Origin of the sequence: Legionella donaldsonii, assembly GCF_900452385.1 — a bacterium.
Taxonomy (GTDB): Bacteria; Pseudomonadota; Gammaproteobacteria; order Legionellales; family Legionellaceae; genus Tatlockia; species Tatlockia donaldsonii.
Genome location: NZ_UGOA01000001.1, coordinates 2,666,868 through 2,688,114, shown reverse-complemented (window position 1 = coordinate 2,688,114; position 21,247 = coordinate 2,666,868). Strand labels below are relative to the sequence as shown.

The following is a 21,247-nucleotide window of genomic DNA, read 5'->3' as shown; positions in this document are numbered from 1 at the left end:
TCTATTAATTGAATTTTTCTATAATTGCTTGAAGAGCCAGGCAATAACCCCCAACTCCAAGCCCACTGATAACCCCTTGGGCAATATCAGAAAAATAAGAATGGTGACGAAATGTTTCGCGCGCATAAATATTGCTAATATGGACTTCTACAAATGGAATTGCTGCGCCTATCAATGCATCACGAATTGCGATACTCGTGTGTGTGAAGGCTGCTGGATTGATAATAAGGTAATCAACTTTGTTATCGGCGGCCTGATGAATCATGTCAATCAACTCGGCTTCAGAGTTACTTTGTTTACTGGTTAACTGAATGCCAGCCTCGGCTGCCTGCTTATTGAGCAAAGCATCGAGTTTTGCCAGAGTCGTTGTGCCATAGATAGAAGGCTCGCGTACTCCCAGGCGGTTCAGATTTGGCCCATGCAAAACGAGTATTTTCTTCATTATGAGTTGATTTCAAAAAATTGAAGCGATTCTGCCTGAACTTTATGATAATGTCCATATATTCGATGATATCGGCACGATATCGGCATGATGCCTTCCATTTTGCAGTTTCATTTTTGAATGCATAGTCTAATATCGTTGTGTAGTCAATTATGTTATCTTTCTTAAATTATTCAGTATTAGATCGCTTTCCAAATTTGCTGTAGTGGGAACGTGCGAGGGGACGCCAAACGCAGAATCGGCCTGTACATGCCAGTACATGAGGATTCGAACACGGTCGACGCAGCAATTTCCCAGCATGGTAGAATTGGGGAAGTGGTCTATCAAGCAAGGGATTGAACAAGCCATGGTTACACATATCACCGATGTCACGCTGCGTGATGCGCATCAATGTTTAATTGCAACACGTATGCGCACCGAAGATATGTTGCCAATCTGCTATAAGATGGATCAGGTTGGTTTTTGGGCTATGGAAGTTTGGGGCGGCGCTACATTCGATGCCTGTTTACGCTTTTTAAAAGAAGATCCCTGGCTGCGCCTTAAGTCTTTGCGCCAGGCTTTACCCAATACTCAGTTATCCATGCTTTTGCGCGGGCAGAATTTGTTGGGCTACCGGCACTATGCCGATGATGTTGTACAGACGTTTGTACGCTTGGCTGCTAAAAATGGTGTGGATGTTTTCCGTGTTTTCGATGCTTTAAATGACGTACGTAATGTAAGAGTAGCGGTAGAAAGCATTAAGGCTCAAAAAAAGCATGCACAAGGGGCTATCTGTTATACGACTAGCCCGGTACATAATCTGGAAAGTTTCGTAACGATTGGTAAGGCTTTTGCTGATATTGGTTGTGACAGTATTGCTATTAAAGATATGGCGGGTCTGCTTACGCCAACCGCAACAATTACCTTATACCAAGCCTTAGCCGACGCAACCCAATTACCTATCCATTTACATACCCATGCTACTTCTGGGTTGGCAGGTATCTGTCACTTCCAGGCAGTATTAGCGGGTTGTCAGCATATTGATACCGCCATTTCATCTTTCTCCGGAGGCGCTTCGCATCCCGCAACGGAGCCTTTGGTTGCTGCATTGGCTGGCAGCGAATTCGATACAGGGCTTGATTTGAATTTATTGCTTGAAATTGCTGATTATTTTCAAGATATACGCAAAAAATACCAGCAATTTGAAAGTGAGGCCCGTGATATTGATCCACGCGTACAACTTTATCAAGTACCAGGGGGAATGATTTCAAATCTCTATAGTCAGCTGAAAGAGCAACACGCCTTGGACAAGATCAATGCAGTGCATGAAGAAATTCCGCGAGTACGTAAAGATCTGGGGTACCCCCCGTTAGTGACACCTACTTCGCAGATAGTGGGCACGCAGGCTGTTTTGAATGTGTTGACTGGTATTCGTTACAAAACGATAACCAATGAAGTGAAATTGTATTGTCAAGGGAAATACGGTGCTGCACCGGGTAAAATCAACGCAAGTTTACGTAAGAAAGCTATCGGGCATACCGAGGTAATTGAAGTCAGGCCTGCCGATTTGTTACCGAAAGAATTGAAGCGTCTACGGGAAGCAAGTGGTGAGTTCGCCAAAAATGATGAAGATGTTCTTTCGTATGCAATGTTTCCTGAAATTGGGAAGCAATTTTTAGAGCAACGAAAAGCCAATACTTTGCAACCCGAACCTTTGATAATCAGCAGATCTCCAGCACCAAGTGATCGATTATCGGAGTTCGATATTGCCTTGCACGGTGAAAACTACCATATAAAGATTGCGGGCTACGGAACCCGCGAGCAAGGCCAGCAAGCTTGTTTTTTATGGGTTGATGGTGTGCCAGAAGAAGTCCTCATTAGCCTTGAAGAGACAGAAGAAACGAATTTAGCGCCCGCTGCTAAACGTCCTTCCGGGCCAGGTGATATTACTGTTGCCATGCCAGGTAACATTGTCAGCGTCAATGTTACAGTGGGAGACAAAGTGACTAAAGGACAGACTTTATTAGTACTTGAAGCCATGAAAATGGAAACTGAAATTCAGGCTCCTTTTAATGGTACGGTAGCGGATGTTTTTTGTCAGAAAGGGGACAAGGTAATGCCTACTCAGGTTTTGATCTATTTATTACCCAACAATAATTAAACAGCGAATAGCAGCGAGCGCATTCTGTGTGTTACCAGCGCGTAGACTAGGACGGTTTCTGTCCAGCTTTTAAAATGCGTTCTTTAATGCCGTGCCAGCGCTCTTGTTCAGGGGGGAGTTCAATAGCAATACAAGAGGCGGGTGATTGATCCGCATAACGGAGTTGGTAATAAAGCTCAAAGGCAGTCTCTTCGGGTGAGGTTGGAAACTGGTAAAACAGCTCACGGGGCTGCTGCGGCAGGTTAGCAAAGGCAAGCACATAAACAGGCAGGGTGCTCTGCTGGCAGAAAGCAAGCAGGCTCGCAGAGTCTGGAAAGCAATAGAGCGGTTTTTCAGGTTGGTAGTGGCTATCCAATTTCCCTGGCACTCGAATCGTGTCGCCGCTTTTTAATTGCTTGCTTGGCAAAATGGCGTTGAGTTCCAGTTCATCAATCAGTCCAGGACGCAGGATTTGATAACCGTGGGGATCAATGGCTGCCACGATAGTCGATTCAATTCCAATTTGACAACGTCCTCCATCCAAAATAAGTAAATCTTGTTGGTGAAAACTATGCTGAACATGCTCGGCTGTTGTGGGACTAATTTTACCGAAAGGGTTCGCGGAGGGCGCTACGAGCGGGGCTCCAAGTTGTTTTAAAAGCGCTTGTGCAATCGGATGTTTAGGACAACGTAAGGCCACCGTATCTTGTCCCCCCGTTATTAAAGGACTGACTTGCCCTGGTTTGCTTTTCATGACCAGGGTTAAAGGGCCTGGCCAGAACTGTTCAATTAAGATCTGGGCGTAATCAGGGATAAACTGGACCCACTTGGATAAATCCCAATTTTCTGCAACATGCATAATAAGCGGGTGATTAAGAGGTCTATTTTTAATCGCATAGATTTTCCTAATCGCCTCTTCATTCTCAGCGTTTCCTGCAAGCCCGTAAACTGTTTCAGTCGGTATAGCAACGATCTCGCCCTGTTTCAGATAGGAGACAGCAAGTTGGAGATCAGTAGTAATAGTGCTCATAGTAAATTAATACATCCTTTGGCCATAAGGGCAAGTGTGGAATTATTACCCAAAATTGCTGGCAGGCAAACCATTATTTAACGTGAGGCCGATAGAAAAAACAGGATTTTGTTTTTTCTATCGGCTAAGAAACGGTAATAATTTATGTAACAAAGATGATTTTCCCAGAGGCCATGGTATTTATTTTGTTGGGGCAAAAAACGTTAATAATTTAAAAATAAAAAAACTATATTAGTTTGGCATGAATCCCTGTAAGATATTGCCAACGGATTTTAGCTAAGGCCAACCTCAGGAAAATATGCTTAATCTGAAATCCGAAATTCAACTTGACGGGGATATTCCAACAATCCTTGTTAGAGCATTTAAATTGCTTAATTTCTAAAAATTGGCAGGGAAAATGCTAGCAAAGATGAGTACTCCCGGACGAGTCCTCATGCATACTTTAAGGAGAAAGATTAATGCGTATAAATTCCCATTTATCCCCTGTAGCTGCTTGCTTGGCTTTAACCCTGGTCTCTTCTGCTAACGCGGCTGAGCCACTCCCATTAGATCAGGTTTCATTACAGCATTTACAACAGCAGTTTTATCTGTCATTGCCGAATAGAAAGACTGTCAATTCCAACGCTGCTGATGTTTTACAATTTGTAAAGCAACATAAAGACAAAAATCAGATAAGCCATGTTCGTATGCAACAGTACTATGCTGGTTTCATGGTCTTTGGTGGTTATGCCATTATGCATAGTGATGGTTCAATAAATAACTTATTAAATACACAAAAAGATGTGCAAATGAATGGCACAGTCTATCGTGGCTTGCAGGGTGAATTAGGCGATCCTCCAGAGGATTTGGTAAAAAATTCCAGCAAAATATTACAACAGTTTAAAGCCAAATTTCAAAACAAAGATGTGAGTGAAGAGCAGATAACTCCTATCATTTATATTGATGATAAACATCAAGCGCATTGGGCATATAAAGTGAGTGTTTTTGTGCGCTATGATCATCAAATTCCAGAAAGACCAACAGCTATCGTTGATGCGAAATCATCTAAACCTTTTGTGGAATGGAATGATATTAAAACAGTGGCTCGTACACCAGTGAAAGGAATTGGATTTGGTGGTAATACTAAAGTTGGTGAGTATGTTTTTGGTAAAAATTATCCCTTTCTTGAAATGACCCGAGATAACAAAAAAGAACGCTGTTATATGGAAAATGAAAATGTAAAAGTAGTGGATATGGAGCATGATTATTTTTCTACGAATGATCCAATGAAATTTAATTGCAAAACGACTGGCAATACGGCCGCCAATACATTCTGGACTGGTTATAAAGCGGACGGATATGATAGAGAAAATGGTGCCTTTTCACCGACTAATGATGCCCTCTATGCAGGCTATGTTATTAAGCATATGTATCATGATTGGTATGGTGTTGAGGTTTTAGTCAAACGGAATGGCGCCCCTATGCAAATAGTGATGCGTGTTCACTATGGTGAAGGCTATGAAAATGCCTATTGGGATGGCAGACAAATGACCTTTGGTGATGGCGATTCTACTATGTATCCTTTAGTTTCATTAGGTATTGGTGGTCATGAAATCAGTCATGGCTTCACTGAGCAACATTCAGCATTAGAGTATTTTGGTCAGTCAGGGGGGATGAATGAAGCATTTTCTGATATGGCCGCACAAGCTGCTGAGTATTATTCAAGTGGAAAAAATAATTGGTTAATTGGCGCAGAAATTGTGAAGGAAAGCAGTGGACGTGATGTTTTACGATATATGGATAAGCCGAGTCGTGATGGCCATTCCATTGATTCCGCTGACGAGTATTATGGGGGCCTGGATGTCCATCATTCAAGTGGCGTATTTAACCGTTTATTCTATTTGATGGCTAATCAAGCCGGTTGGAATACACGCAAAGCGTTTGATGTCATGATCAAAGCCAATATGGATTATTGGACTCCTTATTCTACTTTTGATGAAGGAGGCTGTGGTGTTTTGCGAGCGGCGAAGGATTTAGGTTATTCTCTAAGCGAGTTAAAGAAAGTGCTGGACGAAGTTGCTGTTAATTATCAACTTTGCGAGAACCCCAAACCAACTCCAATCCCTTCTACCTAATGTTATAGAACTCAACCAGACGCTGTGCTATCGCGTCTGGTTGCTCCATATGAATATGGTGGCCACCTTGCATTTGAGTTATCTGTAGGTTTTTAACTGCTTTGATACGTTCTTGCATGTCAAAATCTTTAAAGACAAAGCCATTATCAGCTAAAATCAAAAGACTTCTGGCAGTAATACCTTGTAAACACGATAATATTTGTCCTTCGGTCATGTACAAAGGCGTTGGATTTAATAAGCGTCGGTCATGTCGCCAATAAAATGACTCTTTTCTTTTAACAACACCGCGTTGACAAATAATTTTCGCATAGTCCAGTGATAAGTATCCTCGTTTGGCGCGTGCCTGGGCAGCTAAATCAAGCGATTGATAAGGTTTTGCCTCTTTATTTTCTCCTTTAAGATGGTGAATATATTGTGCCAATTGTTTGCGACAAGTTTGTTCTGGTTGGGAAAAAGGCCCCAGGCCTTCTATCAAAATTAACGAAAGGACTTGCTCTGCTGCAACACCGGCAATCAGGCTGGCCAGGCAGGCTCCCATGGAATGCCCTAACAAATGAATATGCTTGAATCCTAACGCATGAATAATTTGCAGACAGGTAAAAATCCCATCGCTGAAGTGATAATAACAGCCTGCGGGTAGATGAGAGGAGTGGCCGTGGCCAGGTAAATCAATAGCCATCAAATAAAATTGTTTTTCCAGATAAGGTGCTACGAGATCAAAGGAATTGGCATTATCAAGCCAACCATGTAGAGCCAGCATAGGGGGTAGCTCTGGATTTCCCCAGGCTTTACCTGCAATGGTAAATCCAGGTATGGTAACAGTGAAGGTTTTCATAGACGGCTAATGAATCAATTTTTAATAATTCATGTTACCTAAACCCGCAGAATGATAAAAGTAGGTCTTAGCTACCGCTTATTACTGTAGTTAGTGTTATGCTTAATTAATGGGTTTATTTCTAATGTTGCTATGCAAAAACACCAGCGAAGCCTGTCTCTAATAACCTACAACATCCATAAGGGTTTTAGTTTCAGTAAACGGTTTCTATTACCTCAAATGCGAGAGGCGCTATTAACATTAAATCCTGACTTTGTTTTTCTGCAAGAGGTACAGGGTGAGCATAGGCTACGGGAAAAACGCATTGTTGCTTGGCCCGATGCTCCCCAATTTGAATACATTGCAGAAAAAATATGGCCTCACTACCTTTATGCAAAAAATGCAATTTACCACTCAGGTCATCATGGGAATGCCATTTTAAGTAAATATCCTTTTGAACGATTTGAGAATATTAACTTATCTTCAATGAATCGTGCTTCACGCAGTATCTTGCACAGTCAGATAAAAATAGGAGAGGGGCTAAACCAAATCAATGTCCATCTACTTTGCGTTCATCTCGGTTTATTTAAGGCTGAGCGTTCTTCACAGTGTAGCGCATTGATGCAGCGAATCAGTGAAGCGGTACCAGAACATGAGCCTTTGCTTATGGCGGGTGATTTCAATGATTGGCGCCGTCATTTATCAAAACCATTGGCAGAAGAGTTAGGTATTAATGAGGCTTTCTACAGCATGAAAGGCCATCATGCTCGTTCATTTCCGGCAATAAAACCGGCCTTTTGCGTGGATCGGATTTATTTTCGTGGGATGCGGGTTTCAGAGGCCTATTGTTTGAAAGGAAAGCCTTGGCGGATGTTATCGGATCATTTACCCTTGCTGGCTCGGTTTGAATTCATTTAACACAGGACTTACGCAAAACTTCGATCTCTTCGTTAAAATTTCCTTTTAATTCGGTCATTTAGTTAGGCTAAACTCTCTCATTAAAAGCAAATTTTGCCTCGACCTCGAAGTTTTGCGTAAGTCCTAGAGGCAAAACGCCAATCTCTTCGTTAAAATTTCCTTTTAATTCGGTCATTTAGTTAGGCTAAACTCTCTCATTAAAAGCAAATTTTGCCTCGACCTCGAAGTTTTGCGTAAGTCCTAGAGGCAAAACGCCAATCTCTTCGTTAAAATTTCCTTTTAATTCGGTCATTTAGTTAGGCTAACTCTCTCATTAAAAGCAAATTTTGCCTCGACCTCGAAATTTTGCGTAAGTCCTATGGGCCACGCCGATCTCTTCATTTAAACTTGCAAATAAAAATAAGGAAGCGGCAGGTGCCGCTTCCTCTCGTCTTTATTCCATATTTTCCAGGTATTCACCAAAACAGGCTGCACTATTTAAGCGTGCACGCTTAAGCAACGCTTCCTGGGCTGCTTTAATGTTATCCGATTTACCTCCCCAAGCTTGCAGGCAATCTTCTTGTAACGCTCTTCCATAAGAGAAACTCAGATTCCAAGGTTGGTAACCCGCACTATTGATTGCATTCAGATTGGCAGTAGCTTGTTGTGGTGATTGGCCGCCAGATAAGAAATTAATTGTTGGCACCGCAGCCGGTACGTTATTACGGAATACACTAATCGTGTAATCAGCAACTTCTTCTGCTGAACTAAAAGGAACCGTATCTTTACCAGAAGTGACCATACTTGGTTTAAGAACGATGTGTTCTAAATCAACCTGATGAATGAATAAAGCATGAAAGAGCTCATGCAATACCATTTCGCAGGCTTCAGCACAATGTTCAATGGAATGATTACCATCCATCAATACTTCCGGTTCAACAATCGGAACAATACCAATTGATTGGCAGGTTGCTGCATAACGAGCAAGCATCTCAGCACCAGCCTTGATAGCCGTCAAGCTAGGCGTGTACTCACCAATGGTGTAAACATTGCGCCATTTTGCAAATTTTGCACCTAATTTTTTAAAATGCTCCAGGCGCTCCGCCAAGCCATCCAAACCTTGGGTCACTTTTTCATTATCAGTATTGGCTAAAGTAACCAGCCCTTTGTCTACTTTAATGCCTGGAATAATGCCTTTTTGGGCAAACAAGTCAGGGAGAGCTGTTCCCTGATCATCTTTATGCTGAAACGTTTCTTCAAACAAGATGACCCCGTTAATGTATTGCTCCAAATCAGGCGTAGTGGCAAGCAAGTGGCGATACGCACGGCGATTTTCTTCTGTGTTTTCAAGACCAATTGTCTCAAATCGCTTACCTATAGTACCGCTGCTCTCATCAGCGGCTAAAATGCCTTTACCGTCTTGCAGCAGATGTTCCATCGTTGCTGATAATTCATCGTAATACATAATAGTTTATTCTCCTCTCGTTAAAACCGTTATTTACTGGGGCTTGAAATGTATTTTTCTCGAATGATTTGTTGTAAAGCAAACCCTTTTTCTTTCAGATAATTGAAAGCATCGTCGATCATACCGGGATTTCCACACAAATAAATCATATCTTCTGTGGGATTTAGGTTTAGATCGGGAAAGGCATGTTGTACATAGCCTTTGTGTTCATGAGGACCTAAGGCACTTTCTTGTTCCCGACTTAAATGAGCACGAAAAGTGACTTGCGGATGCTGGGCCGCAAACGCAATAAATTCATCAGGATAAAGGAGGTCTTCATGCTTTTGCACGCCCTGCAGAATCACAATTTGAAGTTCCGGATTAACTTTTAAACGCGCTTTCAGCTCATTAATCATCGCCCGATAAGGAGTGACGCCGGTACTGGTTGCTACAAAAATGTAGCGTTTAGGCATCTCTTCTTTGAGGATTAGGCGCCCAAAGGGCCCATTAATGTTAATTTTATCGCCTGGTTTTAAGTTAAACAATAAATCAGTACCTGGTCCTTCAGCAACATAGCCAGCTGCAAATTCAATATAATTGTTTTGTGTAGGAACATTCGCAATACTATAGCTACGCTTGAGCATTTTACCATTCCGTTCAAAATGAATGGTGATAAATTGCCCCGGAAGGTAGCTAAATGGGGGGGATTGTTCTGTTTTGAAAATAAAATGCTTTACTTTAGGAGAGAGCATAAACGCGTCCTCCAGGGTAATGGGAAAGGTATTGACTTGCATAATAATTACAACTTGGTTAGGAAACCCACTAATATAGGGGAAAAATTATGCATTGCAAGAGTTGATAGAAGAATTAAGTATATAATTAGAGTATGAATAGCACTGACCTAATCACTATGATTGGCAATTTGAGCCGATCTCTTTTCCCTGTGCAACATCTTCTTTCAGGAGGTGCTTATTTGCTCGGTATCGTATTTTTTATGACTGCCATATCAAAACTCAGGAAAATAGGTGATCATCGAGCTAACTCGTCTTCTCAAGAAAAGATGTTTGTACCCCTCGCTTACATTATCGGTGGCTCTGCTTTGTTATTTTTACCTAGCACAGTACAAAATTTATCCAATACTACGTTTGGAACAGGCAATGTTTTGCAATATGCCAATTATAATCCCTATGATATTTATAGCTCCATGGGTTTAATCATTCAGACAGCCGGTTTGATTTGGTTTATTCGGGGTTGTGTACTATTGGTAACAGCGAGTGAACCAGGAGTGCAACAGGGGGGGAAAGGCCTGGCTTTTCTTTTTGCGGGAGTTTTAGCTATGAATTTTGAAAATACCACGGCCTTTTTAGCTACAGTAATGGGGAAAATAGAAGCGTTTAGCATGCAATTTGTCAGTTAAAGCAAGCTAGTTATGGGTATCTAACGTATATTTAATAAGAAGATTGCTCTTAGGAGCCTTAAGGAGTAGCGATGAAAAGGAATTATCAATCTATCTTAGCCTGTTTAATTCTATTTCCTGTGTTGCTTTTTGCTGCTAATAAAGGCACTGAGCTGAAACCCAGTTTGATTTTAAAGCACATTAAAATAATTAAAACGGGTGAACCTGCCGGCGATGAACTTTATTTTGATATCAGTACTTATCGCGCTGGGAAACCTACACACTATGCGCGTATTCCAGAGTTACCTGGTCATTGGATTTCACAAATTATGGATAAAGTCCGGGGGATTACTTTGTGGTCTGAGCCATTGTCACCAGGAGAAGCTGTTACAGTGATTTTGTCTTTGAATGAAGCAGATGCGGCTCCCTGGAATAATGATGATATGATTGGTTCAATAAAAATACAGTTAAAAAACGAAAGGGGAACTTTACAGACACGTTGGAGTCTTCCTAACCGCAGCGATAGTCTAATAACAACCTCTGGCCCTGCTGGTGATATTCATAGTTTTGAATTGATGAGTGGGAATGGTAATTATGAAATCTCTATTCGTTTGCAATCTCAAACGCAGTGAGTGCATTGAGGTTGGTCAGGGTTCGCGGGGCATCCATTGCTGCAGGGTAATTTACTCATTCTCACCGCAAATCTTGAGGTTGTTGGCTTTAGCAAAATCCAAAATGGCTTGATAGACTTGTGGACTGGATTCTTTGAGTTTGGGATCAAGTAGAACGCATTTATAGCCTTCTGTATTCACGCTAGGTTGCAGCAGAGGGGAATAATGAATACGTCTGTTTTTGAAGCTGGCCATTGTCCCACTCATTCGCTCTGCCCAATCACTGGGACGAAAAGGCTTACCTTGAGGAGTAACACCTTCGATAACAATTTTTTTGTTCTCGGAGTCTTCGGCCATATTTGATACATATTAAAAACAGTATGCCTAGTATAGCATCATCTTGGCAAAACAACGAAGCAATGGCAGTAAGGACAATTATTATGTTAGCATGCTAACGATTTAATTTTAGATGAGCATTTACTGTGAATCAGAAAGAAAACCATTCAGGAATATATTTGTTACCTAATTTGTTTACTACGGCAAGCCTTTTTGCTGCTTTTTACTCGATTGTCGCTTCATTAAAGGCGCAATACGAAGTCGCTGTTATCGCTATTTTTATTGGTATGGTTGCTGATGGGCTTGATGGACGTATTGCTCGTTTGACGAATACGCAAACTGCATTTGGTGCTGAATACGATAGCTTGTCCGATATGGTTACCTTTGGAGTTGCACCGGCCTTACTGCTTTATAGTTGGAATCTGCAGCAATTAGGTAAAGTAGGCTGGTTAGTAGCCTTCATTTATACCGCTGCAGTGGCTTTACGGCTTGCGCGTTTCAATACCCAGGTTGAAACAGCGGATAAACGCTATTTTCAAGGGCTTGCCTGTCCTCCTGCCGCAGCGATTGTTTCGTCCTTTGTTTGGTTTTGTCACCAAAATGAATTGCAACATTTTGTAATCGCTATACTGACAGCGTTTATTACGGTTGTTGCGGCGGTTCTTATGGTGAGTAATGTACGCTACTACAGTTTTAAAGAAATTGATTTTAAAGGAAAAGTTCCTTTTTTATACCTCTTGGTTATGGTAATTCTGTTTGTCGCGATTGCCGCAAATCCGTCTGTGGTTCTGTTTGTTGGTTTTGTCATTTATGCTTTGTCCGGTCCTTTGCAAACCTTGCTTGCTTTGCATCGTGTGCGCAAACAACGCAAACGCCAGTCGTCTGATGAGTCTTAATAGTTAAAGACAATTATTCTATCTCACCAAAGCGATTATTGATGAGTTCGGTAATCGCTTTTTCCATCTCGACCTCATCCGGACCATCAATTTGTAAAATTAACTCACTGCCTTTACTGGCAGCAAGCATCATAATCCCCATAATGCTTTTGCCATTAACGGTCTGCGTATTTTTGGTGACGTCAATATGACTTTGAAATCTCGATGTGGTAGAAACGAATTTCGCAGAAGCCCGAGCGTGCAATCCCAATTTATTAATGATGGTAATTTTAGTTTTTATCATGACAGCTACAATTTAGCATGTGCAGCAATTTTCTACAATCATGAGCGTTTTGAGAAAGACAATAATTATTTTTTACTAATGACCCTCCCTACAAAAAAACCTTTACACTCTTTACTTTGCCACACACCGCGAGTAAGGCCATATTCGGATAATTTATAGACATAATAGCGTAGATGATCTTCCCAGTTTGTTTTTTGAGTATGGCCTCGCGCCCTTAAGCTGCCTTCCATAAATGAAATCCCAGCGATTTTTTTATTATGAAAGGTGAATTGATCGAGCTTGATCCCGCGATTGGTGACGGCTCCAAATTGAAGTTGCTCATTAACCTTGCCCACAAAGGTACCTGGAGTATGCGCCTGGCAATAATCTTGGCTAATGCCTTTCTTATTGGGTATGGCCTGGTAATAGGTTGCGGACCAAATCACGTCTTTTTCATTCGCATAGGCAAAAGAAGGAAGTAAGAAAACGGGAATTAACAGGATTTTTAACATTTTTTCTTAGGAAGTTATCAATCTTGACACAGCTTATAGGGTTGAAAACTGAATATCCAGAGTTCGAAGTTAATTCAATATTGGAGACTAATTTTTCCCAATAGGAGCAGGAGGCTTTTAGTAGCCTATGTCTTGAGTCAAAAAATGATTCCTGCAATGCGGCTTTGAAAAATTCAGGATGTAGTTTTCGGCGAAACAAGGCAATCCAAGCGCTTGGCAGGTTATCGATGCGCAACCATTCTAGGGAGTGGTGTAAATCAAAGGGCTTCTTCTGTTTGTACAGTTTCAGACGCTAATAGATTATAGAGCGCTCCACTATCAGTCATTCGTCGGCAGGCTTCTCTAAATGAAGGAATGCTGAATTGCTTGATAATTGATGCTAAAAGTTGCAGGTGTTGATCGACTTGTTGCTCCTGGGGCACGACCAAACCAATGACTAAATCGACCGGCTGTTTATCAGTCGCGCCAAAATCAACGGGATTGAGCAATCTAATGACGCAGGCGTGTGGTTGCGTCATACCGGGCACGCGTATGTGGGGAATAGTGATCCCTTGCCCAATAGAAGTGCTTCCCATGCATTCTCTTTTCCAATAGGCATCAAACAGGTCTTGTGCGTCAAGTTGAGGCTGTTCTCGACTTAACAATTGACTGATTTTAAGAAGTACTGCTGTTTTGCTTTGTGAGGTTGAATCGATATAAACACTATTTGGATTGATAACATGGCAAAGTTGCATGATTACAGACCGGAAGAAAAACTAGGTCTATTTTAACGCTATCTGTACACAACAAACAACCTTTTGGAGAGATTGTTTTTTTTGCCTAAGTTGTAACCAATTGATTTATTTTTATTTTATTTTATTAGTCATTAAAATCAAAAGATTACAACCTGATTAAGAGTAAAAACAGAATTAAAGATTATTCACGGTGCTCACGAATTTTTTCTTTATGTTCTATTAGCTGTCTATCCAGTTTATCGACCAGGATATTAATAGCAACGTACATATCCTCAGATTCAGCACGGGCATGTAATTTGGCTTTTGAAATTAAGATGGATGCCTCAGCAATTTGGCTTAATTTTTCGACATCAAATACCACATGGATAGACGTAATTCTGTCGAAATGCCGTTCCAGTTTAGTGAATTTATCTTCCGTAAAAGCCTTCAAGGCAGGGGTAACTTCGACATTATGACCAGTGAAGTTGATCTGCATAATCCTCTCCTTCAGTTGAAATAAAACTAACTACGAATTGTTTTGCGTTCATTGGATGGCGCAATCCCCATGGCTTCGCGATATTTAGCCACGGTGCGTCGGGCAACCTGAATGCCTTGTTCGCCAATCAATTGGGCAATTTTACTGTCACTCAACGGCTTTTTACGATTTTCCGCAGCAATTAATTTCTTAATGACTGCTCGAATAGCTGTTGATGAGCATTCTCCGCCACTACTTGTTGTTACGTGGCTGGAGAAAAAGTATTTTAACTCAAACACACCGCGCGGGGTATGCATAAATTTTTGTGTAGTAACTCGTGAAATGGTTGACTCATGCATATCTAAGGCTAGAGCAACATCGTTAAGAATGAGCGGTTTCATCGCTTCATCCCCGTGCTCAAGAAATTCTTGTTGATATTCCACGATGCACTGGGCAACTTTTAATAACGTTTCCTGTCTACTTTGAATGCTTTTTAAAAACCAACGTGCTTCTTGCAAATTATTCTTTAAAAACTGGTTATCAGCACTATTGTCTGCCCGCTGAATGAGAGAAGCATAGTGATTGTTGATACTCAGGCGCGGCAATGTATTTTGGTTTAAAGAAACCTGCCATTCACCATTGATTTTTTTTACAATGATATCTGGAATAATGTATTCAGTGGCACCTTGATGGATGAGACTACCTGGTTTCGGGTTTAAACGTTGAATGATTTGCAATACTTTATCCAGATTGGCTTCATTAACCTGGTAATTTTTCATTAATTGACGATAGTTATGATGACCAAGCAGCTCAATATCGTCACGCACAATTCGTTTTGCCAGGTCGAGATCCCCATTTGGATCTGGTAATTGTTCAAGCTGGACTAATAATGTTTCTGCCAGATTATTTGAAGCACAGCCAACAGGATCAAAATGTTGTACGCGGTGACGGACTACTTCAATTTCTTCGATATCCAAAGGATGGGCTTCACTATCCAGGCTGGCATGCAATTCGAGCATGGTCTGGGTAAGAAAGCCATCATCATCAATTGCATCAATAATAGCAGTCGCGATGACTCTATCTATATCGCTCATTGGTGTTAAATCCAATTGCCAACGCAAATGGTCTTGCAAGTTGGTCGTAGTGCAATAAAGATTCTCATAATTGAAATCGAGATCGTCAAAAGTTGTGCGTTTGTTTTGACTGGTATAAAGCTGTGACCATTGAAAATCGGCAAACTCTTCCTGGGATTGTTTTTCGTTTCCTAGATGTGATTCTTCTTTTTCTTCATTTGGCGTGGCTTCTAGCATCGGATTGGATTCAACGATCTGTTGGATTTCTTGTTGCAAATCGAGTGTAGAAAGTTGTAGAAGACGAATCGCTTGTTGAAGTTGCGGGGTAAGCGTTAGTTGCTGACTTATATTGAGTTGCAACGAAGGTTTCATGCAAATCCTCTTTGTTTCATCGCTTTTATTCTTAAGTTTAACTGATTCAGGGCGATTATCCAGTAGAGAATAAGGGCATTTTCAACACAAAAAGGTCTTAATAAGTTCAATAAGAATGTAAAAAATACTTGGTGACTATGATTGAGGCGATAAGAGAATAAAAAACGGCAAAAAAAAGCCTCCTAATGGAGGCAATTATTGATTTATTTAACTTTTTTCTCTTTGAAGATAACATGCTTACGAACGACAGGATCGTATTTCTTCAATTCCATCTTTTCAGGATGGTTACGCGGATTCTTGGTTGTTGTTACGTAGTAACCAGTACCTGCGGTTGATTCCATCTTAACTTTGATAGTGACAGCTGCCATGGTAGTTTCCTCTCAATTAAACCTTTTCGCCGTTTGCTCGGAGTTTATCCAAAACAGCTTTGATTCCTAATTTATCAATAATTCGCATACCTTTCGTACTGACTCGAAGAGATACGAAACGGTTTTCTTCTTCAACCCAAAAACGATGTCTTTTCAGATTGGGTAGAAAGCGTCTTCTTGTTTTGTTGTTGGCGTGCGACACATTGTTACCTGTAGTAGGTCGCTTGCCAGTAACCTGACATACTCTTGACATGTTGTTACTCCGAAGTGTTCGATAGATTTAATTCTGTTTTGTATAAATTCGGGGCCTTCGCCGAGCGAATTAGCCGGGTGTGAAATACAAGAGGCGTTTTATAGCAAAAAATGGCCCATTATGCAATGTATTCAGGTTATTTTTCCAACAAATCATCTGCTTGTTTTTAAAAATCGAGACCACCAATGATTGTTAACTGCTCTCTGGCAAGTCTAGGTAGGGTTATTGGCTCGGCATAGACAATTTATCCGTTAAGTCACGTTTTATCAATAAGGTATTGGATTGTCGACCCTTGGCGTGACCTATAGGAGCCAGCCCTGTCAGGGGGCCGACACGCTTTCCGCCATCCGCCGTGCATTGTGGAAGCATGGGTTTTATATAAATGAGTTGATATGTTGAGTAAGGACAGATCAATGTGCTGACAAACAAAATCATCTTCAACGATTACGAGTTGTCACTGGGACATCATTTTTCCTTGTTTTTGTAGCCTGGGTGAAGGTCTGCAGAGACCGTAACCCGGGTTTCACTTCGTTGCACCCAGGCTACGACAGGGATGTAGTGCAGGACGCTTCACCCATTCCGCCATCCGCCGTCGCATTGTGGGAAGCACGGTTTTATATAAATGGGTTGATACTCGTTGAGTAAGGACAGAGCAATGTGCTGATAAACAAAAATTATCTTCAACGATTACTAGTGGTGACTGGACATCATTTTTCCTTGTTTTTGTAGCCTGGGTGAAGGTCTGCAGACCGTAACCCGGGTTTCACTTCGTTGCACCCAGGCTACGACAGGGATGTAGTGCAGGACGCTTCACCCATTCCGCCATCCGCCGTCGCATTGCGGGAAGCTGACAAACAAAATCATCTTCAACGATTACTAATTGTTACTGGGACATCATTTTTTCCTTGTTTTTGTAGCCTGGGTGAAGGTCTGCAGACCGTAACCCGGGTTTCACTTCGTTGCACCCAGGCTACGACAGGGATGTAGTGCGGGACGCTTCACCCATTCCGCCATCCGCCGTCGCATTGTGGGAAGCTGACAAACAAAATTATCTTCAACGATTACTAGTTGTTACTGGGACATCATTTTTCCTTGTTTTTGTAGCCTGGGTGAAGGTCTGCAGACCGTAACCCGGGTTTCACTTCGTTGCACCCAGGCTACGACAAGGATGTAGTGCTGGACGCTTCACCCATTCTGCCATCCGCCGTCGCATTGTGGGAAGCTGACAAACAAAATTATCTTCAACGATTACTAGTGGTGACTGGACATCATTTTTTCCTTGTTTTTGTAGCCTGGGTGAGGTCTGCAGACCGTAACCCGGGTTTCACTTCGTTGCACCCAGGCTACGACAGGGATGTAGTGCAGGACGCTTCACCCATTCCGCCATCCGCCGTCGCATTGCGGGAAGCTGACAAACAAAATCATCTTCAACGATTACTAATTGTTACTGGGACATCATTTTTTCCTTGTTTTTGTAGCCTGGGTGAAGGTCTGCAGACCGTAACCCGGGTTTCACTTCGTTGCACCCAGGCTACGACAGGGATGTAGTGCGGGACGCTTCACCCATTCTGCCATCCGCCGTCGCATTGTGGGAAGCACGGTTTTGTATAAATGAGTTGATACTCGTTGAGTAAGGACAGAGCAATGTGCTGATAAACAAAATTATCTCTTCAGCGCGAGTACAACGGCATTTAAAAATCACAAAATGCGTAATAATCTTAGGGTATCCGCAGGGAGTTGCAACTGAAAAGTTAATGATTTGCAGGACTCACTGCAGCCGCTTGCATTGCTCTACAATTGGATAAGAAGTAAAAGACATGCACAGATGCTTCCCTCATGTTAAACTGGTACCAGTTTATACTCCATAATTTTGAGATGACGTATTACTATGAAAGAATATACCAAAGCTAAAATTGCCTCCGATCTGGAGCAAGATCTTCTTCAGTTTCTGGATGACGATCAATTCAAAGCAGATGTCTTGAATTATTTAGCGGCTCCCCTCATCCAATTGAAAAACAAGATACTCATCCAATATGGTGAGTATCTACCTGTCAGTGACGATAAAAGAACCCAACAAATAAGGAAGCTATTTGCGGATGATTTCCTACGAAAATACCCGCATCATAGAAAGAAATTAGAGGGCATCTTTGAGAAAAAATGGATTGCTATTGAGGAGCAAGTAGCCCACTTTATAGCCTATCGTATAGAAGGATATACTAAAAATGTGTATGAAGTAGAGATTCCAGGTTCCAGCGCAACCTATAAGGAAGAGAGAACCTACTTGCAAGCATTGGCAAGTGCTGTTGCAGGTACCCCTAATGCGGAGAAATTGGAACAGGATGACATTGCGTTAGTTATTGGTCAAATCGTGCAAACTCATTTAGCTGATTTGGCAAAAAAAGGGATCTACCCAACCTACTCGGAAATTGTTCAACCAGGCGGTTCAATGCAGTATAAGCCTAAGGAAGATAATAACCACGCCTTTCTTTTCAACACAACAGCGACTCTTAGCGGTATTTTGAGCGCGGGTGCTTTTACAGCCACGCTGCTGGCTTTGAAGACAATTATTACAATTTCCACAGCAGGGGTGGTATTGCTAGCTTCCGTTGGCGTGGTTGCCGGATTAGTGAGTTTTGGTCTTTATAGTTCCAATAAAGAGCAGAAAGAGCATACTGGTGATCAGATAGTCAATGTACTGCAGTGAAATAGCAGGAGTAGGTATCAGACCTTTGTGTCGCTTTCAATGAGTTTGGGAAAAACAAACGCTTCCTTTTTATAAAGTGATTAATAGCTCCGTAACTACTCACAAATCCTTCTTTAGGGGGTATAATCCGCGCATTAAAGCTAATTGAGTAATTTTTATGCATCGTACAATTAAGAGTTTTGTCTTAAGGGCTGGAAGATTAAGTAACAGGCAAGAGCAGGGGTTAATGCATTATTTGCCGGCTTACGAATTAGTTTTAGATGAAAAGCCTTTTGATTTTCAGGCAATTTTTGGCAGGGAAGCGGAGACCGTTGTCGAGATTGGTTTTGGTATGGGAGCGTCGCTAACGACTATGGCACAGCAGTATCCCGAGCGTAATTTCGTTGGTATAGAGGTTCACCGTGCTGGCGTTGGCAGTTTAGCGGCTGATTTACAGGAGTACGCCATTGAAAATGTACGGATTATTTCCCATGATGCGGTGGAAGTATTAAAGCATCATCTTGCTGAAAACTCGTTGGCAGGCGTGCAAATTTTCTTTCCCGATCCCTGGCCTAAGAAGCGTCATCATAAACGACGCTTGATTCAAGCTGATTTTGTAAAATTATTAGTCCGTTGCTTGAAACCGGGTGGATTTATTCATTGCGCAACCGATTGGCAAGAGTATGCGGAGCATATGCAGGCTATTTTATCGGTTGAGCCCGCTTTAGCGAATAGTGAGCCCAAAGGCGGTTTTTCGCCACGGCCGGAAACCAGACCCTTAACCAAATTCGAACAGCGTGGTAACCGTCTTGGACATGGTGTTTGGGATCTTATCTATTTAAAGAGATAGATAGACAGAATTTTAGTAGTATAACGGGTAATTTTTGTGATATTAGTGTCATTGTAGAGCACTTCGCAGATTTGATGACGGAAAAGGATCGTTTCTTAACTAATTATTTTGATCTTCATTTTTCCACTGTGTAATATGAATTTTCGATGAGCTCGTCAATTGTCTAAAAATATAAAATAGGAAAAGGGATATGCACTTATTGGATAAGATCGATCGGATCCTTGCTAGAAAAGATGAGGGCGGCCTGGACGCCTTTAAAGAACTTATTCTCGAAGAATTAAAAACCAACCCCAAAGTCTTACGACACATTTTCTGTTTAAGAAATGGTGCGCAAACTACTATTTTAAATCATCTGATTCGTGCCCATGATGCGGTCGAACATAATTTGACGGAGTACATTAGATTCCTGTTCGAGCAGGGGGCAAGCGCCCATGTTGAAGAGCCCGTTCATTTAGCCTTTCAATTGGGAAAACCTGACTTAGGGAATCTTGTGCTTGAACACGCCAAAAAATTTGTTGAAGAGCCAACTCCACAACAACTGTTGGCAGATAGCTATGACCCGGAGCGAAAAACATTGTTAGCCAGGGTAATTGATACTGAGAACATTGATAACTTACGTGTTGTTTTGGCCAATCATCCCAATGTTAATAAACCCAGTGCAATTCAAGTCGGTAAAGATAAAAAGATTTCTATTCCCCCTCTGCATCAAGCCATTATTAAGAATTTTACCGGAGCAGTTGATGCCTTAATTAAAGCAGAGGCAGACGTTGATAATACTTATGGCGCATTGCAGGAAACGCCTCTTTTATTAGCCGCTCGGTTAGGGCGGGTGGACGCTTTAAAGACTATTCTTGAATCAAAAGCACCTAGACTGGATTTGGAAGCAACGAATGAGGAGTCCAATCGAGCCATTGATTTATTATGTGCTCGCTTGGAGACAAAGGAAGATTCGCAGGACGCTTTACGTGGTATCGCTATGCTTCTCTGCCATGGAGCGGCTGTTCCGCGAGAGCAAGCGTTGTGTACCTTATTACAAGATAATCGTTATGCTTTACTCGATGAAGTTTCAAAATACACGGAGAAACTGCCAGAGCTTGCAGCCAGCTTCGTTCGCCGCTGCCATATTAGTGGCCCCCTTCACTCCATTATCTATGCGGAAAATTCCTGGTGGCAATCACTCTGGTACCTTTTTGCTCGCCCCAGCCATGTCGCTTTGCAATTGGAATCCCTGGTTTTAAGGGGGCAACCTCCCTCCAAGAAAAAGGAGGCGGAGGAGGAGGTAATTCAAGTCGAGGCCCCCAGTCCTTTTACCAAGGAGGAGGTTCAGTTCGCCACGTTTGTGAAAAAATATGAGGAAGCCCTTTCTATTAAAAAATGTTTAGGGATCATTATCTTTAATCCCTGGAGTTCAATGCGTTGGTTGATAGATAGTGGGAAATATACCAGTCTGGAGCAGGTAAAGAAGTATAGAGAGGATTATCCGGGTACACGAACAGACAGGGTTCTGGAAAAGATGGAGAACCGTCGAGAATCGCTTCACGAAGATCTGGATGGTGTGGGCAAACAGGTAAAGCAGGTATAAACCCT

Annotated in this window: 23 protein-coding genes; 10 read left to right on the top strand and 13 right to left on the bottom strand. The window is 41.8% G+C overall.

What is annotated here, in order from left to right; all coding sequences use genetic code 11:
* Positions 1-4: 4 nt before the first annotated feature.
* Positions 5-442 carry a type II 3-dehydroquinate dehydratase gene (aroQ, locus tag DYC89_RS12165; RefSeq protein ID WP_115222025.1) on the bottom strand — a complete coding sequence of 146 codons (438 nt, stop codon included), beginning with the start codon at positions 440-442 and terminating at the stop codon, positions 5-7.
* A gap of 259 nt (positions 443-701) precedes the next feature.
* Between aroQ and oadA the strand changes: the two genes are divergently transcribed.
* Positions 702-2,582 carry a sodium-extruding oxaloacetate decarboxylase subunit alpha gene (gene oadA, locus DYC89_RS12160; RefSeq protein WP_245953993.1) on the top strand — a complete coding sequence of 627 codons (1,881 nt, stop codon included), beginning with the start codon at positions 702-704 and terminating at the stop codon, positions 2,580-2,582.
* 46 nt (positions 2,583-2,628) lie between these two features.
* Here the strand turns inward: oadA and DYC89_RS12155 are convergent, their stop codons facing one another.
* Entirely contained in the window at positions 2,629-3,591 is a 963-nt protein-coding gene (locus tag DYC89_RS12155; RefSeq protein WP_115222024.1) for an L-threonylcarbamoyladenylate synthase, read from the bottom strand.
* A 458-nt stretch (positions 3,592-4,049) separates the two neighbouring features.
* On the opposite strand from DYC89_RS12155, the gene proA reads away from it, so the two are divergent.
* Complete coding sequence (proA, locus tag DYC89_RS12150) at positions 4,050-5,705, top strand: zinc metalloprotease ProA (protein WP_115222023.1); 1,656 nt, start codon at positions 4,050-4,052, stop codon at positions 5,703-5,705.
* On the opposite strand, the gene DYC89_RS12145 is transcribed toward proA, so the two are convergent.
* Positions 5,698-6,540 carry an alpha/beta fold hydrolase gene (locus DYC89_RS12145; RefSeq protein ID WP_115222022.1) on the bottom strand — a complete coding sequence of 281 codons (843 nt, stop codon included), beginning with the start codon at positions 6,538-6,540 and terminating at the stop codon, positions 5,698-5,700. The two genes, proA and DYC89_RS12145, sit on opposite strands and share 8 nt — an antisense overlap.
* A 132-nt stretch (positions 6,541-6,672) precedes the next feature.
* Between DYC89_RS12145 and DYC89_RS12140 the strand changes: the two genes are divergently transcribed.
* The gene (locus DYC89_RS12140) at positions 6,673-7,437 is read left to right on the top strand and encodes an endonuclease/exonuclease/phosphatase family protein (RefSeq protein ID WP_115222021.1); all 765 of its coding nucleotides are present in this window, start codon (positions 6,673-6,675) and stop codon (positions 7,435-7,437) included.
* 433 nt (positions 7,438-7,870) lie between these two features.
* Here the strand turns inward: DYC89_RS12140 and DYC89_RS12135 are convergent, their stop codons facing one another.
* On the bottom strand, positions 7,871-8,881 hold the full coding sequence (locus tag DYC89_RS12135) for a class I fructose-bisphosphate aldolase (RefSeq protein ID WP_115222020.1): 1,011 nt from the start codon (positions 8,879-8,881) through the stop codon (positions 7,871-7,873).
* Positions 8,882-8,910: 29 nt separating this feature from the next.
* On the bottom strand, positions 8,911-9,654 hold the full coding sequence (locus tag DYC89_RS12130) for a ferredoxin--NADP reductase (protein WP_115222019.1): 744 nt from the start codon (positions 9,652-9,654) through the stop codon (positions 8,911-8,913).
* 92 nt (positions 9,655-9,746) lie between these two features.
* Between DYC89_RS12130 and DYC89_RS12125 the strand changes: the two genes are divergently transcribed.
* Together DYC89_RS12125 and DYC89_RS12120 are read left to right on the top strand one after the other, a co-directional pair.
* Positions 9,747-10,277, top strand: a complete 531-nt coding sequence (locus DYC89_RS12125) for a type IV secretion protein IcmC (RefSeq protein WP_115222018.1) — start codon at positions 9,747-9,749, stop codon at positions 10,275-10,277.
* 71 nt (positions 10,278-10,348) lie between these two features.
* The gene (locus tag DYC89_RS12120) at positions 10,349-10,888 is read left to right on the top strand and encodes a hypothetical protein (RefSeq protein ID WP_115222017.1); all 540 of its coding nucleotides are present in this window, start codon (positions 10,349-10,351) and stop codon (positions 10,886-10,888) included.
* 51 nt (positions 10,889-10,939) lie between these two features.
* Here DYC89_RS12120 and DYC89_RS12115 read toward each other — a convergent pair whose 3' ends face one another.
* A complete protein-coding gene (locus DYC89_RS12115; protein ID WP_115222016.1) occupies positions 10,940-11,224 on the bottom strand; it encodes a DUF3579 domain-containing protein in 285 nt (94 codons plus the stop codon).
* Positions 11,225-11,349: 125 nt separating this feature from the next.
* Between DYC89_RS12115 and pssA the strand changes: the two genes are divergently transcribed.
* Positions 11,350-12,099: a CDP-diacylglycerol--serine O-phosphatidyltransferase gene (gene pssA, locus DYC89_RS12110; protein WP_115222015.1), complete on the top strand. Its 750-nt coding sequence runs from the start codon at positions 11,350-11,352 to the stop codon at positions 12,097-12,099.
* A gap of 13 nt (positions 12,100-12,112) precedes the next feature.
* Here the strand turns inward: pssA and DYC89_RS12105 are convergent, their stop codons facing one another.
* From DYC89_RS12105 to rpmB, 7 genes are all read right to left on the bottom strand, one after another.
* Positions 12,113-12,382 carry an HPr family phosphocarrier protein gene (locus tag DYC89_RS12105; RefSeq protein WP_115222014.1) on the bottom strand — a complete coding sequence of 90 codons (270 nt, stop codon included), beginning with the start codon at positions 12,380-12,382 and terminating at the stop codon, positions 12,113-12,115.
* 65 nt (positions 12,383-12,447) lie between these two features.
* Positions 12,448-12,873: a hypothetical protein gene (locus tag DYC89_RS12100; RefSeq protein ID WP_115222013.1), complete on the bottom strand. Its 426-nt coding sequence runs from the start codon at positions 12,871-12,873 to the stop codon at positions 12,448-12,450.
* Positions 12,874-13,130: 257 nt separating this feature from the next.
* Positions 13,131-13,607: a PTS sugar transporter subunit IIA gene (locus tag DYC89_RS12095; RefSeq protein ID WP_115222012.1), complete on the bottom strand. Its 477-nt coding sequence runs from the start codon at positions 13,605-13,607 to the stop codon at positions 13,131-13,133.
* A gap of 181 nt (positions 13,608-13,788) precedes the next feature.
* On the bottom strand, positions 13,789-14,082 hold the full coding sequence (gene hpf, locus DYC89_RS12090; RefSeq protein ID WP_115222011.1) for a ribosome hibernation-promoting factor, HPF/YfiA family: 294 nt from the start codon (positions 14,080-14,082) through the stop codon (positions 13,789-13,791).
* Between the two features lie 26 nt (positions 14,083-14,108).
* Positions 14,109-15,506 (bottom strand): RNA polymerase factor sigma-54, encoded by a 1,398-nt coding sequence (locus DYC89_RS12085; RefSeq protein WP_115222010.1) that lies wholly within the window; start codon positions 15,504-15,506, stop codon positions 14,109-14,111.
* Between the two features lie 203 nt (positions 15,507-15,709).
* Positions 15,710-15,874 (bottom strand): 50S ribosomal protein L33, encoded by a 165-nt coding sequence (gene rpmG, locus DYC89_RS12080; RefSeq protein WP_019216095.1) that lies wholly within the window; start codon positions 15,872-15,874, stop codon positions 15,710-15,712.
* 16 nt (positions 15,875-15,890) lie between these two features.
* Complete coding sequence (rpmB, locus tag DYC89_RS12075) at positions 15,891-16,127, bottom strand: 50S ribosomal protein L28 (RefSeq protein ID WP_058444883.1); 237 nt, start codon at positions 16,125-16,127, stop codon at positions 15,891-15,893.
* A 1,173-nt stretch (positions 16,128-17,300) separates the two neighbouring features.
* Between rpmB and DYC89_RS12070 the strand changes: the two genes are divergently transcribed.
* The 4 genes from DYC89_RS12070 to ankC all read left to right on the top strand — a co-directional run bounded on the left by DYC89_RS12070 (position 17,301) and on the right by ankC (position 21,242).
* Complete coding sequence (locus tag DYC89_RS12070; protein WP_115222009.1) at positions 17,301-17,675, top strand: hypothetical protein; 375 nt, start codon at positions 17,301-17,303, stop codon at positions 17,673-17,675.
* A 340-nt stretch (positions 17,676-18,015) separates the two neighbouring features.
* Positions 18,016-18,831, top strand: a complete 816-nt coding sequence (locus DYC89_RS12065; RefSeq protein ID WP_115222008.1) for a hypothetical protein — start codon at positions 18,016-18,018, stop codon at positions 18,829-18,831.
* 157 nt (positions 18,832-18,988) lie between these two features.
* Entirely contained in the window at positions 18,989-19,660 is a 672-nt protein-coding gene (gene trmB / locus DYC89_RS12060) for a tRNA (guanosine(46)-N7)-methyltransferase TrmB (RefSeq protein WP_115222007.1), read from the top strand.
* A 190-nt stretch (positions 19,661-19,850) separates the two neighbouring features.
* Entirely contained in the window at positions 19,851-21,242 is a 1,392-nt protein-coding gene (gene ankC / locus DYC89_RS12055; protein WP_115222006.1) for a Dot/Icm T4SS effector AnkC/LegA12, read from the top strand.
* Positions 21,243-21,247: the final 5 nt, after the last annotated feature.